We start from the raw sequence: 16,541 nt of genomic DNA on the forward strand, positions 1-16,541 counted from the left end.
CTCTCCCTGCCTAGCGGTCGGTAGCTCAAACGTCACGTCTGCGCGTCGGGTATTGCTTTTTTTGGGGACGTTTTGATGCGACTAGGTTGCTCGGAGATGCCAGGTGGAAATATGAAGAAATCGGTCGTGCTTGCTGTCTCAAATGCGCTGATCCTCGTGATGGATCATGACTCTGGATCGCTGCCGTGTAGTATGGGATCTGCTCTTGTCTCGGCGACATCATCATGTGTCGCAATAGGGACAAAGCCAGCGTCGGATGGTGTTAGTGAGGTCACATTGATTAACGAAGTGGAATGTAGCGCCACGGGATTGTGCGTGTATGAAGGTTCGGTGGAAACGCCGAGTCTGGAGATTTCGGTGTGTGACGTCACCAACGTGAGGCTGCTATCTCTACCGGTAGAGAAGTCGACTACAGGTGTCAGAGTGTTTGTCAACGACCAATACGAGCCTGATCGAATAGTTGTAGTCGTTCGGTGATTGTCTTCGTCCCAGCTGCGACGTCCCCCCGAGATTGAGTAGCGGAGCGGTTTGGAGTCCAATCCTCAATGACAAGGAGATTGGACGTGAAGAAGCGCTTTGACCAGACATTCGTCTGTTGAAAGGCCCGCAGAGCAGATCATCGGCTTCCTACGCGAAGCTGAGGCCGGCATGCCCATCAAGGCCCTTTGCCGCCAGCATGGCTTTAGCGAGGGCTCGTACTACCTTTGGTGCAACAAGCTCTACAGTAGAGCGGCAGTCGACAGTTGTTCGCCGAGATGACCTAGGACCAAAAAGATGACGCCCAAAGAAGAGGTTGAAGGATTGCTCGGCAATTTGCTGGAGTTCGCTAGAAAGATGCTTGTCGAGCATGGGGAATTTCACCCATTTGGCGGCTACCTCACGTCCTCTGGAAATGTGGTTCACATGGGTGTCCAGATGGATGGGGGCGGCGCGGTGGATCGACTGAGCCTGCTGTATTCGGCTTTGCAAGAGCGGGCTGATTGCGCCATTGCATGTGGTGTGGCTTCAAACATTTGGCTGCCGCAGAGTGATGGCGTCGGATTCGATGCGGTCAAAGTATTTTTAGAGCATAAGGATGGATATTGTACGGACGTGTTCTGTCCATACGATCTTTCTAGGCATGATCCGCTACTTGTCCCGGAAATGTTTGCTCAGCGTGGCGATTCGGTCTTTTTTGCCCAGTCTTCCTTGGACTGCGGAAGATAATGCTTGGTCGTTCCGTGATCTGTTAGCCAAGCATCCTCAGTGGGCGCTCTTAATCGCCCCGCAGGTTAGCCGCAGCCAGACGCGGAACTTCCTGGGAGCCCAAGGCTTCTCTCAAGCTCAAGGCTTCCCGCCCCGGCTTTCCGCGGTACATCGGCAGCAACCTCGCCGGCATTCAATGCCAACGGGTCTGGTTGGTGATCAGAGCAGCCCTCTGGCAGGAGGAAATAAGAGTGGCACGCGGCATACAAGCGGCAACCTAAAGCCGGAGTTCGGCGGCACCGGGAAATACGAAGACGATCTCAAGACGGACGCTCGCCGGGGATACAAGGCCTGCAGTTCGAGGGGACCGTGCTCTCCCTGGGGGCACAAATCGGGGAGAATGGCGTTTTTGGTCGCCAGACGAACAGCTCCGGTGGAAAAAGCATCGACATCCCTGCCAATGGTGGTAAGCCACATGAAACCCTACACTACGATTGAACAACGTCCCGACGGTGGGCACTATTTGCCGCTGCAATTGCAAGGAGTGGAGCTGGGTAAGTTGGCGGCTTTGCTCCGAGGGCGCCGGCTTCTTGCATGCAAAGTCCCCAAGATGCAGACAGCCAGATCGGCTTGGCAGGTGATCTTGATTTTTGATCCTGATATGTACCTTGAATTGACATCTTCTAGTACCGTTGCTCAGGGACGGGACGATTTTGGAACGATAAATGTCGAAGTGCTGGCCGGAGCCGCTGTCGAATCAATGTGCGAATGGGAAAATTTGCAGTTTCCGGAAGTCCTTGTTGTTGTCCGGGCTGAGATTGTTCGTTGGCAAGGCGGAGGGCTGATCGTTGATTCCGGTATTCGTTTGCAATTCGCCCATGGCCGGACCTTCTCAGCCGTGTCTTCGGACGTGCCTGGAGCGCTTCTCTTGACCATGCCAGAAGAGGCTGCTCCAACTTCTTGGCAGTTTCCAGCAAGTGAATACTCCTTCGTAGCGATTGAATGAGTAAGTTTGATTCTTCTGTTCGGCACATTTTCTTATTCAAACGAGCCTCTTGGCAGTAGCTTGTGGCTGGCATTGCGTAGGTCGTAGGTTCGATCCCTATTTCCGGCACCAGATTCAACAAAAGCCCACGCCTTGGTCGGGACTTCTTGTTTGTGGCGGGTCGGAACCTGTTGGTAGAGAAGGGCTTTGTCTCGAGTCGTTGTGCGCCTTAGCTCAATTGCAGCCAACTGTGGATGATGCGTATCCGTGCCGACCAATTGCAGTAACCGCTAGCATCTTGGCCGATCGCCTTCTTGGTCATCGGCCAGCGGCTGGGGTTGCCGTTGACCATGACCACGGCACCTTATCACTTGATCGTCAAATACGGCGATGAAGAACAGGGCCAGTGGACGAACTTTGAGGCCACAAGCGCCTTGTTCCATCCGGATAGTGGCTACGAACAGGCCATGAGCATTCCGTCCGAGGCGACGCGCAACGACACGTTCCTACTCCCTTTCTCGCAACGGGAAACGGTGGCCCTGTTCGCAACCGCTTCCCTATTGCCCCACTACCGGGAGAGGAAGCAGGCCGAACGCATGTTGGCAGCAAGCGACTTGATCCTTGCGGCCAATCCCAAGGATGTCAACGCTATGACCTTCCGTGGGGATGCCTACTACATGCTCATCGAACAGCGTTTCAGGGCCAAGTATCCGAAGGCCGAACAGATACCGTTGGAGCTACGCGCCGAGTATCTGGATTACGGTAAGCAAAATTTGGCTTGGTACGAAAAGGCCGAGGCCTTGCGGTGGCGCCAATGGGGGCTGGCGGAAAGGCAGCGCTACCTACAGCACTTCAACAACATGAAAACACAGAGCCAAGGAGGTTCGTGATGCGCGTAATCTTGACGTTTAGTGTACTGTCGATGACGTTGGCAGCGGCTACCGCTCACGCATCGACCGATCCGGTGAAGGCCAACCCCAATACGGGTGCAAGCTTCAATCGCTACTCTTATGCGGCGAACAACCCTTACAAGTTCGTGGACCCTGATGGCCGCGACATCAAGTGTGCCGGCAACACCTGTCAGTTAGTGCCGACTGGCGGAAACCTTCCGACTATGAACTTCCCCAGGCCCGAAGGTTTCCCCGCGAACATCAGTCCGACTGATTCCATCTTTCATCACGCTTACCGCTTCAGTGATGCTGCCGGAAGTGGCGATGCCGCATACGGTCAACGCCTGAACAATCAGTTGGTCAACAACCCAACGCCCATGCAGAACCAGCATGCCACCTTGCAGGGCAATAAGATCGACGTAAACGCCAACAACGCGATCAGCAGGCTCACGGGGCAGGACAACGTGATGTCGTATCAGGTGCCCCTACAAGATGGCGCCAGCGCCGTTCTCAATGTTACAACTGGCGATCATGCTGCCACCTGGGGAATTGTCATGCGAATGGTTCAGCCCGATCAGAACGGCGCGCAGAACATCGATACGTATGGGGAAGGCGACTCCTTCCTGCAACGCGCCTTCGATCCCAAGAACAACCAATCCAGGGGAGTGTGGTCGCAGAGCGCAGAGGAGATTACCCGGAGAGCCCAGCAGCCATGAAAGCGTTGGCTTCCATTTCCTTGCTGGTGTCGCTGGCACTCTACCTCGCCCAGATTTTCCTTTACACGAAGGGTCAAGAAATCCTCGTGTATGGCGTGTTCGGCGCATTGTGGTTCCTCGCCATGTACCTCGATGCGTTCAGCGTCCAAGTCAGGACCACACTTACTGGCATCGTCGTTCTTTCCGGTCTGGCCGCTTTTGGCTTGGGGTTCGTTCCCCATCGTCTGCGCCTTGGCCCTGGGTTCGACATCTACGTGGCCCTGTTCCCGGTGATCCACTTCTTGGCGACGTTCGCCTTTCTGTCAGCCGCGCGAAAAGCAGCGAACTAAGGCCACCTCTACAGTTTCGCTTGGACCATGAGCGCCGACCTGAAAGAACCATTCCCGCTGTTGCTTGCTGTGGCTGCAACGCGAATCTGCAAGGCCCTATGACTTGTCTCTCTCACCGCGGGTTGGGCAATTGTGGCAGCCGACAGATGGTGATCCAGTACCAATGCCTCGGAGACCCAGGCCGATGACGGGCGATGAAGTACTGAGTGCAACCACCGCTGCAATCATGGGTGACGATGTCCGTGAGATTGAATACCTCATCAGCGGATTTCATCGGGTGCTCTACGTGCCGCCACCCCAGTGGCCGGGTTGTCGCTTCGAACAGGGCGAAAAACGTCGCCTCAGTCAAGGCTCTGTTCTATGCCGTCTACCGGATAATGTCGGCGTGCCGAAGGCGGCAGGGCGTCGAATGGCAATATTATTTTCGCGGAGTGCTATATCAAGCATCATCCCGATAGCAGCCCGATAACGGGGCTTGATCAGGAAGAGGTTTGCATAAAGTTCCGCAAGAATTGCATTCGAGGGATTAGCTATGAATGACGGGGCTGTAAGTAAGAGCGGAGAAATTGAGGTCCCTGTGCCTACTGTCTGGCGGCCTACATTGGTGGCCATTGTTGATGCTCCGGTTAAAGAGGAAGAGCTAGTTCTGCCGAAGGTCACCCTTCAAGCTCAGGAAACATGGAAAGATGCGCAGGAGAGCGTTCGAGCATATGGGGCAAACCTTAAAAGTCTGCCCGAGGAGTCTTGGGACTCTTCTGTTTGCATTTGGTACGGGAATTTCTGGGACGTTCTAATCGATCTGTACACGGAGGAAGAAGGGAGAAGCGATCTAGCGCTTCAGGTGCACGTGTATGAAGTTGATGATGGCTACCGCTATGAGATCGTCTTGGTATACGTGCCGTAGTGATCAAGTGCCCATCACCGTTTGAGCCGTGGGCGGCATGTCAAGTTGAGAGTCTGAAGTGCCGGGATGGTGCCGCACGCGACATGTAGCTCCAATCCGGATGTATTTCTTAGGCACTGATATGGGCGCGTTGGGAACTATGTCGATCATGATGATGAGGACTTGCCAACTGCTGTCCCCGCCTAGCGATCGGTAGGTCAAACGTCACGTCTGCGCGTTGGGTATTGTTTTTTTTTGGGTTGGGCGTTTTGACGCGACTAGCTTGCTCGGAGATGCCAGGTGGAGTTATGAAGAAATCGGTAGTGCTTGCTGTGTCAAATGCGGTGATCCTCGTGATGGATCATGACTCTGGATCGCTGCCGTGTAGTATGGGATCTGCTCTTGTCTCGGCGACATCATCATGTGTCGCAATAGGGACAAAGCCAGCGTCGGATGGTGTTAGTGAGGTCACATTGATTAACGAAGTGGAATGTAGCGCCACGGGATTGTGCGTGTATGAAGGTTCGGTGGAAACGCCGAGTCTGGAGATTTCGGTGTGTGACGTCACCAACGTGAGGCTGCTATCTCTACCGGTAGAGAAGTCGACTACAGGTGTCAGAGTGTTTGTCAACGACCAATACGAGCCTGATCGAATAGTTGTAGTCGTTCGGTGACTGTCTCTGTCCAAGGTGGACGAATGAGGCCCGATGGTACGATCATAGGTAGCCATGTATCCAAGTCTACCGGCGTTGCGACTATCGATATTAATAAGGCTGGGCAGGTTTACAAGATAAGAGTCGAGGCGCCTAAGCAGGCTCGGGAGTAAGGTTATGATCGACTTTCATTTAAGTATTATTGAGAATTATGGGTCTGATGTTCTTGATGATCCGAATATGGAGTACCTGCGAAAGTATTGGATTAATATTTCGCAGCTGAAGGCGGATTGGGCGGAGCTTCTTGATCAGAAATTTGTTTTGGGTCAGGATTGTTTTGCAGTACCAACCAGGTGCGATGCGGAAAGTCGCTTGGGTGGAGCGATCTTTGCCGAGGAGGAGTTTTCTGAGTTCAAGCGGATGTCCACTGATATGGGTGCGAAATCTTTCGCAATAGTTGAGTACATCGGGCAGGACCAATGGAATGAATTTGAATCTATATCATTCTTTAGGTTTGTTTTCCCGTTGGACATTACTTGGGCTGAAATGGTGTGCTCTTGTTCGATCGCTTACGATGTGTTTGAACGGCCCATCAGGACCTACTTTGTCTTGTCCGACAATGGTTGTGTCGGAAAGTATGTTGATAGTGACGCGTTGCATCCTTACGAATTGTGCTTTCCTGTCGCCCGTGAAGGTTAGGGCATCCTGCCGAGTTCCGGGGCAGCTCCCAATAAGCACCATCCGCATCACCGCTCCCCGGATTAGATCAGGAGAAAGTTCCGCCTATGGCCGCCGCTTACCCAGGGGGGCATCGCCCTCAAAGCTTCCCCGCCCCGGCTTTCCCCAGCACATCGGCAGCAACCTCGCCGGCATTCAATGGCAAGTAAGGGTAAGGCGGAGTCCAGCCGATATTGCGGTTCCAGCTGCACTCCAGTGAGGTTCCGTTGAGCATCGATCCGTCATCGCGGTAGACGGTTCCGCCATAATTGACCGCGACCTTATCGCAGCTGCTTATGCCGTCGAGTTGGTACACATTGGCTTCAGCGAGAATCTTTGACTCTTTGCCAACGCCATGCGCGTACGCGAAGGGATACACCGGGTGACTCGCGCTCCCGACATGATAATTGTTGTACAGGTGTACCTGGCCGAATCGAACCCGAGGTCCGCGCGAACCGATGTTCTCGAACAACGTGTTGTGGATGGTGACTTTGAGCTTGCCGCTATCTTTGGATGACGCTGCGTCGCTGGCGCCAATCAGGCTGTTCTTTTCGTGCAAGCGAAACGCCGAGTAGGACACGGTCACGTAGTTCGCGCCGTTCTTTATGTCCAGTGCACCATCGTGGTGCTGCTTGGGCCGCCCATTCTCACTGCCATTCTGATCATCGGTACGACGCCCGTCTGTGAACGTCACGTGGTCCACCCACACATTCTTGGCGCCATCTATCGTGATGCCGTCGAACTCAGAGTTCCAATTGCCTGCGTTCCCGTCATTGGGGTCCCAAACGGGCACTGGGTCCCATGGATTCTCGATCGTGAGATTCCGGATGATGACGTCATCTGCCTTGATGATTAAATAGGCCTCTCGGAACTCAGCATCAGACGCGATGCCGACAATCGTGGTCTTGGCCGGCACCTCGACCCTTGCCCGCGCCTTCATATCGGCCGAGCTGGTGTATGGCATCCCTTCGCTGAGGTCGATCACACCGTTGATGCGGATGATCCGCCCGGTGTCACCCACCTCGGCCTTGAGTGCGCTTCGGAGTGTGGCCGCGTTGTTGACGGTAAAAACAGCGCTCGCTGCTGCGTTGGAACCACCGCGGGTGCCGCCGTCCTGGGTCGCCCAGCCACTGGTGGCTATCTCGCGACTTCGATCAGGCTGCGCTGCTGCACTGTGCGGCCAAGAGAGTGATGCCGCTACGACGAAGGCAACCATCAGCACGTGGGGATTATGTAATGCTCGCATGTGGCAATGTCCTTATGCAGTGAGTTGGGCTATCTCAGGCGCTCTGCAAATGCAGCTGCAGACGGCGAACTCCCGCAATCACCGGTCGTTAAACCATGACTGGTGTTCGATTCGTTCGTAGCTTCATTTTCCCAAAGCGTGAGTGAAGCGTCCGCGGAAGCCAGGATGATTCGGTTCGCAACAGCCACCATCCGCATCACCGCCCACTGAACTCCCTACGCGCGGGCCCCTTGATCATCTCCCTCCCTGCAACCAACAGGCCTTCCACCAAATGCTCCCCCAGCAGCGACGCCGTATCCCCATCGCGCCGCGCAATGTGTTCGGCATGCAGTATCTCCAGCACCGCATCCACCGCTTCCAGAACCCGCAGGGGCACGGCTACGTGGCCCGATCGTTCAAGCGCATCAAACCGCTCAGGCCGGTTCGCGGGCAGATCCGGCACCAAGGCCAGATGGGTTGCTCGCACGCGCGCAGGCTGCTCCTGCTCCCAACGCGCCAAGCATCGTTCCAGCCTATCTACGAGGTAAGGCGGCAACGTGTGGATGTGATCTCCCAGCAGGGCGGTCATGCGCGGTGAACCCGGCGGATGGTCGATAGGCATTGCGGCAACCTCGCAGTGAGGCCACCCGCGCGGCAGCGCAGGGTGGCAGGCGATGCGGGTTGGCATACCGGGCAAGCAAACCATAACCGGCGGATCAGGGATCCCCACACACCGCCCGCCGTGTAACCGGTAGACGATGCAGTGCATTCTCCGCCGTGCCCCGGAGGACAGAACAGAGCTACTGGTTGACTTGCTATCAGGATGCCAATCCCGGCCGATGCCCCGTGGCACCAGCATCACCATCGTGCGCAGCGCCAAGTCCCCGCGTCCATGAGGAAAACTGCGAAGTAGGGCGCTTAGGCCAGCACCCCATAGGGGCAGAACCCGCCACCGCTCGACGCCACAGTCTCAGCGCATCCCAGTCCCGTTCGCCCGGCTGAAAGATGCAATGCGCCTACCCGAGCAGGCGTCCTGCGACACCCAGCAAAAAGGCCCCGGTCGCCCGGAGCCTTCGTTCATCACCTTAGCTACGCATCAGGCAGGCAGATCCCACTTGTCCGAATCCGCGCGCTTTTCCTTGTAGATCGTGCCGGCAAAATCAACGTGCAGTTCCATCCACACGCCATCCCCGCGCTCAGCCACGATCTCGAAGTGCTTGGGCTTACGATCCGGATCACTGCCCACCGTCCACCCCGCCTTTTCCACTGCAGCCAAGGCAGCATGCGGACCGGCCTTTCCATCCGGGTGGTGGTGGTGCTTCGGGCCGTGATGTGGCTTCTTGTGTTCGACCTCGACAAAGCGTCCGCCTTTCTTGCCAATGCGGGTCACTTTGATTTCCGATGGCCGTTGTTCGCCTTCCAGTCGTATGGCCAAGCCTTCCTCCAGCGTGAAGGCCTCCGCGCCCTTCGGTCCCAGATCGGCCAGGTACGCCTGGTCGTCGGCAATGAAGGTGAAGCGATGGGCAAAAACGTGCTCGATGACGCCGGCGAGGGCGACTTTTTCATGGTGCGGCATGCATTTCTCCTGAGAGCGCCCAACCGCGGGCGCAGCTCAGTGATGGCGACCGGCCGGCGTGGTTTCAAGCCACGGCGCCGGGCCCGGAAGTGAACGGATCAGCTTGGTTCAGCTGGCCATGCTGACCCGGTTCCGCCCCTCTGTCTTGGCGCGATACAGCGCCTCGTCGGCGCGCGCGGTCAGTCCCTCCAGTAGGCTCTGATCGCCACCGGGCAGGGCTTCGCCCAGCGCGCCGCCCACACTCACCGTCACATTGATGCGGACGCCGTCGACATTGATCGGCGCCGAGGCAATGGCGCTGCGCAGCCGTTCGGCGGTCGCCGGTACTTCGTCGATCGCAGGTGCGGCCAGCAGGGCGATGAACTCCTCGCCGCCAAAACGCGCGAACAGGTCGCGCTCGCGCAGGGCTTCCCGGCAGCGCTTGGCGACCACCTTCAATACCTGGTCGCCCACGGGATGGCCGTGGGTGTCGTTGATCTTCTTGAAATGATCCACGTCCACCATCAGCACTGCCACGGTACGTCCGCTCGCCTCACGCGCGGCGATGATCTGGGCGGAACGTTCTTCGAAATGGCGGCGATTGGGCACACCGGTCAACGGATCCGATGAGGCGAGGCGCTGCAGCTCGGCGGCCATCAGCAGATCGGCGGTGACATCAGTGAACAACCAGATACGCCCGTACTCACCGTTTCCCCGCACCGGGTGGGTATCCACTTCAAACGTGCGTTCGCCCAGTGTCCAGTTGATCTTCGCGGCGAAGTTGACGTTGCCCACCTGTGCGGCATACGCCTGTTCCAGCTCGGCGTGGTTGTCGCAGCGCTCGCGCAGGGCGCGCATGGGGCTGAGCAGATCTCCGGCACCGAGACGGCCCGGCGCGCAGCCCAGCAGGCTGGCAGCGTGTTCGTTGATCACCGAGCCCATGCCATCGCCATCGATCAGCACGATGCCGGCGGGAACACTCTCCACCAGGTCGATGAACTGATTCTGCACGATCACCTCGCGCGCACTCTCCCGCCGTGCGGACAGCAGCCGAGCTACGCCTTTGGCCAGCAATGGTACCTGCACGGTCATGGATCCGGCCGGTTGTGGACTGCGCCACAGCAGCAGCACACCACTCAGCGGTGCATCACGGGTTGGCGTCGGGACGAACAACAGCTGCCGTGCCGGGCCGCCCAAGGCGTGCACGATGGCGGTCGGCAGGCGGAATGCGCTCGCCTCGACGGCGTGCCCACTCCAGGGTGCTTCGAAGAGCCCGCTTCGCGCCAGGTTGAAGCTCGCTATCGGTAGCGCGGGGGATGAGGCCGTCCAGGCGGCACGTCCATTCGATTCAACTTCCACCGCCATCACCAGATCCGCCCCTGAGGCGAGTTGGGCGAAATGGCACAGGCTGGCGAGTGCCTCGCTGTCGGTGGTGGTCACGCGACTGTCTTGCCGAGGCGGTATTCGAGGATTTTCTGCACTTCGTCGGCTGCCGTCATGTGCGGCAGATGACCCGATGCCGCGATCACATCCAGTGTGGCGCCGTTGATGGCCTGTGCCAGCCATTCGCCCACCTGCACGGGCACGGCGACGTCGACCTCCGTCTGGATCAGATGCACCGGCGTGGAGATCTGGGCGGCTACGCCGCGCATGTCCGAAGTGAAAATGGTGCGCGAGGTGTTGAGTGCGATGTCGGGGCGCATCCGGAACAGCGCGTTGGAGAAATCCGCGATGACCTCGGAATTGTCCACACCGACCACCATCGGCGCGAAACCGGCGACCCACGCCTGGTAATTCGCGCTCATGCTTTCAAACAGGTTTTCCAGGTCTGCCGGTTTGAAACCACCGGTATAGCCCTCGTCGTCGAGATAACGCGGCGAGGCGCCGATCATCACCATGCGCTGGAACACCTCCGGCCGGGCGACCGATGCGGCAGCACCGATCATGCCGCTCATCGAGTGGCTGATGTAGGTGCAGTTCTGGATGCCCAGGTCGTCGATGATGTCGAGCAGGTCATCGGCGTAGCCGAAAACAGAGCCGTGCCGTTCGAAATCGTAGGTGTCCGCACCGTGCGGACCGCAGCCGGCCAAGTCGAAGGAAATGACATCGAAGCGTTCGTCGAACCACGGACGCAGCGCGGTCCACGCGGTCTGGTCGGTACCAAAACCATGTGCCAGGATCGCGACTTCTTTGCCGGAACCACTGCGGCGGCCGTTGAATCGTTCAAAGCTTCCCACGCACTTTCATCCATCACGCCGCGCAAGGGAAAGATACTAGGCCACCGGGGGAGGCCGGTCCACCGCAGCGGTGGCCCTTGATCGGCAGGGTCCAACCCCCGCTCGCGCATTGACCCAACGCAATGCGGCGCGGCATTCGCGGGTGCTACAGTCCGCCCATGTTCCGGGAAGGGAAGTCCTGCATGAAAATCGCCGTCTTCAGTGCCCGCCCGTACGATCGCCGCTCGCTGGATGCCTGCAACCAGCAAGGCCACGCAGCAGATGGCTTCGAGTTCATTTACTTCGATGCCACCCTGGACGCCCATACCGCGGCCCTGGCACAGGACTGCGATGCGGTCTGTGTGTTCGTCAATGATCGCCTGGATGCGCCTGTGCTGCAGGCTCTGCATGCGTTGGGCGTGCGCGCGGTGGTGCTGCGATGCGCCGGGTTCAACAACGTGGATCTGGCCGCCGCCGAGCAGCTGGGTTTCTTCGTCGCCCGCGTACCGGCGTATTCGCCTGAGGCGGTCGCTGAGCACACGCTCGCGCTGATCATGACGCTCAACCGGCAGACCCACCGCGCCTATAACCGGGTGCGCGAGGGAAACTTCATGCTGGATGGGCTGCTGGGTCGGACGCTGCACGGCAAGACGGTCGGCATCGTGGGCACCGGCAAGATCGGGCTGGCGACGGCGCGCATCCTGCATGGCATGGGCTGCACGGCGCTGGGTCACGACCCGTACCCGTCGCCTGAATTCGATGCGCTGGGCAGCACCGTGCCGCTGGATGAACTGCTGGCCCGGTCGGACATCGTTTCGCTGCACTGCCCGCTGACGACGCAGACCCAGCACATGATCGATGAGGCCTCGCTGGCGCGGATGAAGCCTGGTGCGATGCTGGTCAATACGTCGCGCGGCGGGCTGGTGGATACCGATGCGGTGATCCGGGCGCTGAAATCGCACCATCTGGGCCACCTGGCCATCGATGTCTACGAGCAGGAAAGCGCATTGTTCTTCCAGGACCGCTCCGGCGAAATCATCGACGACGATGTCTTCCAGCGGCTGATGACGTTCCCCAATGTATTGGTGACCGGTCACCAGGGCTTCTTCACCGCCGAGGCGCTGCAGGAAATCGCAGAGACCACTCTGGGAAATCTGGTGCATTTCGCGGCCGGGTCCGAGTGCCCCAACCGGGTAACCAAGGCGTAGGGTGGGCTCAGGTGCGATGCACCGTCGCGCGTGATCGGGTGTCCAACGGGGAGCAGGAACCATGTGGCAGCAGAACTACGATCCGCTGGGTAATGCCAATCTGTCCGCGATCCTGGCGGCGCTGCCGGTGCTGGTGTTCCTGCTGGCCCTGACGGTCTTCAAATTGAAAGGTCTCACTGCCGCCATTCTTGCGGTAGTGGTTTCTGCGGCGGTATCTCTGCTGGTGTTCGGCATGCCGGCCGGCGCCATCGCCGGCGCGGCGCTGCTGGGCATCGCCAACGGCGTCTTCCCGATCAGTTTCATCGTGCTGATGGCGGTGTGGCTGTACAAACTGGCCATCCGCAGTGGCAAGTTCGAGGTCATCCGCGGCAGCATCGCGACGATATCCGAAGACCAGCGCATCCAGGTGTTGCTGATCGCATTTTGTTTTGGCGGTTTTCTCGAGGGGGCGGCGGGTTTTGGCGTGCCGATCGCCATCTGTGCGGCGCTGCTGGTGGAATTGGGTTTCCGGCCGTTGAAGGCGGCCATGCTGTGCCTGCTGGCCAACGGGGCAGCCGGCGCATACGGGGCCATTGGCATTCCGGTGCTGGTGGGCGCGCAGCAGGGCGGCGTCAGCCTGGACGCGATGTCGTTGATGCTGATCGCGCTGGTGCAGGTGATCGCTCTGCTGACGCCGGTCATTCTGGTGGCGATGCTGGATGGATGGCGCGGCGTGCGCGACACCTGGCCGGTGCTGCTGTTTGTCGGCGCGGTGTTCAGCGGGGTGCAGACCCTCACGCTGTATCTGTTGGGGCCGGAGCTGGTGGATATCCTTGGGCCGCTGGCGGCGATGGCCGGACTGGCCGCCTTCATGCAGTTCTGGCGCCCCAAGCGCATCTACCGCGAGGCGGGCTCTGCCGCGGGCACGACGCAGCGTTACCAGCTGAAGGACGTGCTGCTGGCGTGGTCACCGTTCTACATCCTGACCGCGGCCATCCTGTTGTGGAGCCTGCCGGCCTTCAAGGCGTTGTTCGCCGCCGGTGGCGCCTTGAGTGGATCGGTCCTGCACCTGCCCATCGGCCTGCTGCACGAGCGCGTGCAGGAACTTCCGCCGCTGGTGAGTCAGGTGCATACGCTGCCGGCGGTATGGAACGTCGGCTGGATCAATGCGTCGGGCACCGCCATCCTGGTTGCCGCCCTGCTGACGGTGCTGCTGTCGCCGCGGTTGAGCGTGCGCATGGCCGGTGAGGAGCTGGCGCAGACCGGGCGTGAGATGTGGAAACCGCTGGCCACGGTGTCGCTGGTGATGGCGGTGGCCTACATCACCAATTACTCCGGTGCCTCGTCCACCATCGGCCTGGCGTTGGCGCAGACCGGGGGCATTTTCCCGCTGCTGTCGCCGGTGATTGGCTGGATGGGCGTGTTCATCACCGGCTCGGTGGTGAACAGCAATACCCTGTTTGCCCACCTGCAGGCGGTCACCGCGACCCAGATCGGTGTGCCGGAGGCCCTGCTGGTGGCGGCCAACACGGCGGGCGGGGTGATGGCCAAGCTGGTATCCCCGCAGTCCATCGCCATCGCGGCCGCTGCGGTGAAGCTGGTGGGGCAGGAGTCGGCGATCATGCGGACCACGCTGGCCATCAGCCTGGGCCTGCTGGCTTATATATGTGTGTGCACGTGGGTGCTGTCGATGGTGATGGGGTGAGCGTGCGGGAGGCCGCTACTCGGTAGGGCTGCGTTGTATACGGTACGGCGTTGTTCTGCGTCACGTCACTGCCGGGCTGCCGGGCTTGATCAGCAGGGTGACGCCCAGCGCACCGAGCACCCGCTGTACTGTTTCGAACCGGGGGTGGGCGCCGGGCCTGAGTGCCTTGTACAGGCTTTCGCGTCCGAGGCCGGAGGCGTCGGCGATGGTCGACATGCCGCGGGCGCGCGCCGCCGTCTGCAGTGCTTCCTGGAAATGTGTCGTGTCGCCGGAGGCCAATGCCTCGGTGAGGTAGGTCGCAATGGTTTCGTCGCTGTCCAGAAACGCTGCTGCGTCGAAAGGGATGATGTGGGTTCTGCTCATAGGTCGATTTCCCGTCGGTCGCACGTCGGCAAAGCAGCGCGATCAGAGGCGTGATGCCAGTCGTCTTGCGTTGTCGATGTCATTACGGTCAATGATGATCGCCTTTGCGCGACGGTCTCGCAGCAACCGAAGCCAAGTGGCGAGCGCCGTAGTCTGTGTGATGACTGCCACGAATTGTATCCTTGTGGATACATTTCGCAAGCGTGGTGATGCCACCTCGTGCGCCCGGGATTCCCGCTCCTGCAGAATCGGCGTCCGTTCAGTAGAGGAAAATCGGGAAACCCCGCATCCCTGCAGTGGCGCAGTGGGTTCATGCCAGCCAGGAATGCCGTTCCGGACAGTTCCCAGCGCACTTCGCAACTTTCCTCATGTACGCCTGTGTCGCCGATAGACAGGATGGGGGTGCTGGAAGCAGCTCCTCCAGCCGGCAATGGCCGTTTCGCTTCCGTCAGGAGGCGGTCATTGCCTTTTGCCCTCCTTGTTCGGGCACGGCGGATGGTGCGGCGGCTACCCGGTTCGGGGCTGGGCGTTGCATGGGGTCTTCCCGATCCGCCGCTTTTTTTCCGTTGCGGGGGATGGGGGTTGCGGGTAGGGTGCCGTGTGGCTCAGCTCGTGCGTGGCCAGCGGGAGATTGACGGCCAGCGGCCGTCACTACCCGGCGGAATGCCCGCAAAATCGACGCTGCGACAACGTGTCGCATGCCGAAAACGTCGAATTCTGCGTCAGATCAATGTCAATGGCTTTCTTAAATGGTCGGTGACGGCCTAAACTTGAAAGGCTGACTCTTCCCCCGTTCTCCGAACCCGTCGATCCTTGGCAGGTCGGGCCGGCTTTTGCCGGACTGGGCAGGGCGGGGTGGCATTCCCTCGCAATTGGATCGACCGATGATTCCGTTGAAAACCCTTGGACGCTGTTTGCGTCCGGGCCTGCTGTTCGCACTGGCGGTGTTTCTCACCGGCTGCAACACGGCCATCCTGAATCCGAAGGGCCAGATCGGCCAGGATGAGAAGACCCTGCTGATCACGGCTGTCGTGTTGATGCTGCTGGTCGTCGTCCCGGTCATCATCATGACCCTGACGTTCGCCTGGAAGTACCGCGCTTCCAACACCAAGGCCCGTTACGAGCCGAACTGGTCGCATTCCACCGCGATCGAAGTGGTGGTCTGGTCGATCCCCTGCATGATCGTGCTGGTGCTGGCCGTGCTGACCTGGCGCTCCTCGCACGCGCTGGACCCGTATCGCCCGATTGAATCGGACGTCAAGCCGGTCGTCATCGAGGCGATCTCGCTCGATTGGAAGTGGCTTTTCGTCTATCCGGAAGAAAAGATCGCCGTGGTCAACGAGATCAAGTTCCCGGTCGATACCCCGCTGAACTTCAAGATCACGTCCGATACGGTGATGAATGCGTTCTTCATTCCGCACCTGGGCAGCATGATCTACTCGATGGCCGCGATGGAGACCAAGCTCCACCTGATCGCCAACGAGACCGGTGAATTCCCGGGCATGTCCTCGCACTACAGTGGTGCGGGCTTTGCCAAGATGCACTTCACGGCCCATTCGGTCACCGAGCCGGAATACCGTGCGTGGGTGGACCAGGTGCGTGCCGAGCAGGGCAACAGCCTGAACAAGGACACGTTCAAGGCGCTGGGCGAAGAGCGCAATTCGGACTGGCATCCGGTCACCTACTACGGTCAGGTGGAAGAAGGCCTGTTCGACTGGGTCATCGCCAAGCACATGGGCGATAACCGGCACTACGGCATGAAGCACGCGCACCCGGGTGCCGCTGCAGCCGATGCGGGCACGCAGGAAGAGCATGAGGGCCACGCCCCCATGGACGACCACGAGTCCAAGGCGTCTGGCGAGAACCTCGACGCCAACACCAACGAACACGAGCACGCGGGCCACGCCGGCCACGAGGGCTCGGGAGAATGAA

General features: G+C 59.4%; 16 protein-coding genes and 1 pseudogene. 11 read left to right on the forward strand and 6 right to left on the reverse strand.

Annotation, left to right across the window (positions count from 1 at the left end):
* Window positions 1-545: 545 nt before the first annotated feature.
* From ICJ04_RS05450 to ICJ04_RS05485, 8 genes and pseudogenes are all read left to right on the forward strand, one after another.
* Window positions 546-717: pseudogene (locus ICJ04_RS05450) on the forward strand (transposase); the annotation flags it as partial.
* Between the two features lie 57 nt (window positions 718-774).
* On the forward strand, window positions 775-1,206 hold the full coding sequence (locus ICJ04_RS05455; protein WP_188326530.1) for a hypothetical protein: 432 nt from the start codon (window positions 775-777) through the stop codon (window positions 1,204-1,206).
* A gap of 454 nt (window positions 1,207-1,660) precedes the next feature.
* Window positions 1,661-2,191 carry a hypothetical protein gene (locus tag ICJ04_RS05460; protein WP_188326531.1) on the forward strand — a complete coding sequence of 177 codons (531 nt, stop codon included), beginning with the start codon at window positions 1,661-1,663 and terminating at the stop codon, window positions 2,189-2,191.
* 293 nt (window positions 2,192-2,484) lie between these two features.
* A complete protein-coding gene (locus ICJ04_RS05465) occupies window positions 2,485-3,060 on the forward strand; it encodes a hypothetical protein (RefSeq protein WP_223202992.1) in 576 nt (191 codons plus the stop codon).
* Window positions 3,060-3,776, forward strand: a complete 717-nt coding sequence (locus ICJ04_RS05470) for a hypothetical protein (protein ID WP_188326532.1) — start codon at window positions 3,060-3,062, stop codon at window positions 3,774-3,776. The genes ICJ04_RS05465 and ICJ04_RS05470 overlap by 1 nt, the downstream gene beginning before the upstream one ends.
* Complete coding sequence (locus ICJ04_RS05475; protein WP_188326533.1) at window positions 3,773-4,105, forward strand: hypothetical protein; 333 nt, start codon at window positions 3,773-3,775, stop codon at window positions 4,103-4,105. Before ICJ04_RS05470 ends, ICJ04_RS05475 begins: the two co-directional genes overlap by 4 nt.
* Window positions 4,106-4,709: 604 nt before the next feature.
* Window positions 4,710-5,009 carry a hypothetical protein gene (locus ICJ04_RS05480; protein ID WP_223202993.1) on the forward strand — a complete coding sequence of 100 codons (300 nt, stop codon included), beginning with the start codon at window positions 4,710-4,712 and terminating at the stop codon, window positions 5,007-5,009.
* A gap of 809 nt (window positions 5,010-5,818) precedes the next feature.
* Window positions 5,819-6,340 carry a hypothetical protein gene (locus ICJ04_RS05485; protein ID WP_188326534.1) on the forward strand — a complete coding sequence of 174 codons (522 nt, stop codon included), beginning with the start codon at window positions 5,819-5,821 and terminating at the stop codon, window positions 6,338-6,340.
* Window positions 6,341-6,458: 118 nt separating this feature from the next.
* Here ICJ04_RS05485 and ICJ04_RS05490 read toward each other — a convergent pair whose 3' ends face one another.
* The 5 genes from ICJ04_RS05490 to ICJ04_RS05510 all read right to left on the reverse strand — a co-directional run bounded on the left by ICJ04_RS05490 (window position 6,459) and on the right by ICJ04_RS05510 (window position 11,375).
* Window positions 6,459-7,574 carry a pectate lyase gene (locus ICJ04_RS05490; RefSeq protein ID WP_188327210.1) on the reverse strand — a complete coding sequence of 372 codons (1,116 nt, stop codon included), beginning with the start codon at window positions 7,572-7,574 and terminating at the stop codon, window positions 6,459-6,461.
* A gap of 226 nt (window positions 7,575-7,800) precedes the next feature.
* The gene (locus tag ICJ04_RS05495; protein ID WP_223202994.1) at window positions 7,801-8,205 is read right to left on the reverse strand and encodes a hypothetical protein; all 405 of its coding nucleotides are present in this window, start codon (window positions 8,203-8,205) and stop codon (window positions 7,801-7,803) included.
* Between the two features lie 474 nt (window positions 8,206-8,679).
* The gene (locus tag ICJ04_RS05500; protein ID WP_188326536.1) at window positions 8,680-9,159 is read right to left on the reverse strand and encodes a hypothetical protein; all 480 of its coding nucleotides are present in this window, start codon (window positions 9,157-9,159) and stop codon (window positions 8,680-8,682) included.
* A 108-nt stretch (window positions 9,160-9,267) separates the two neighbouring features.
* On the reverse strand, window positions 9,268-10,578 hold the full coding sequence (locus ICJ04_RS05505; protein WP_188326537.1) for a diguanylate cyclase: 1,311 nt from the start codon (window positions 10,576-10,578) through the stop codon (window positions 9,268-9,270).
* A complete protein-coding gene (locus tag ICJ04_RS05510; protein ID WP_188326538.1) occupies window positions 10,575-11,375 on the reverse strand; it encodes an alpha/beta hydrolase in 801 nt (266 codons plus the stop codon). Before ICJ04_RS05510 ends, ICJ04_RS05505 begins: the two co-directional genes overlap by 4 nt.
* A 182-nt stretch (window positions 11,376-11,557) precedes the next feature.
* On the opposite strand from ICJ04_RS05510, the gene ICJ04_RS05515 reads away from it, so the two are divergent.
* Window positions 11,558-12,562, forward strand: coding sequence for a 2-hydroxyacid dehydrogenase (locus ICJ04_RS05515; protein WP_188326539.1), 1,005 nt, complete (start codon window positions 11,558-11,560; stop codon window positions 12,560-12,562).
* A gap of 61 nt (window positions 12,563-12,623) precedes the next feature.
* Window positions 12,624-14,246 (forward strand): lactate permease LctP family transporter, encoded by a 1,623-nt coding sequence (locus ICJ04_RS05520; protein ID WP_188326540.1) that lies wholly within the window; start codon window positions 12,624-12,626, stop codon window positions 14,244-14,246.
* A 60-nt stretch (window positions 14,247-14,306) separates the two neighbouring features.
* On the opposite strand, the gene ICJ04_RS05525 is transcribed toward ICJ04_RS05520, so the two are convergent.
* Window positions 14,307-14,609, reverse strand: a complete 303-nt coding sequence (locus ICJ04_RS05525; protein ID WP_188326541.1) for an addiction module antidote protein — start codon at window positions 14,607-14,609, stop codon at window positions 14,307-14,309.
* Window positions 14,610-15,493: 884 nt separating this feature from the next.
* Here ICJ04_RS05525 and cyoA point away from each other — a divergent pair.
* On the forward strand, window positions 15,494-16,540 hold the full coding sequence (gene cyoA / locus ICJ04_RS05530) for a ubiquinol oxidase subunit II (RefSeq protein ID WP_188326542.1): 1,047 nt from the start codon (window positions 15,494-15,496) through the stop codon (window positions 16,538-16,540).
* Window position 16,541 lies beyond the last annotated feature (1 nt).

Source organism: Stenotrophomonas sp. 169 (assembly GCF_014621775.1).
In the GTDB taxonomy this organism is placed as follows: Bacteria; Pseudomonadota; Gammaproteobacteria; order Xanthomonadales; family Xanthomonadaceae; genus Stenotrophomonas.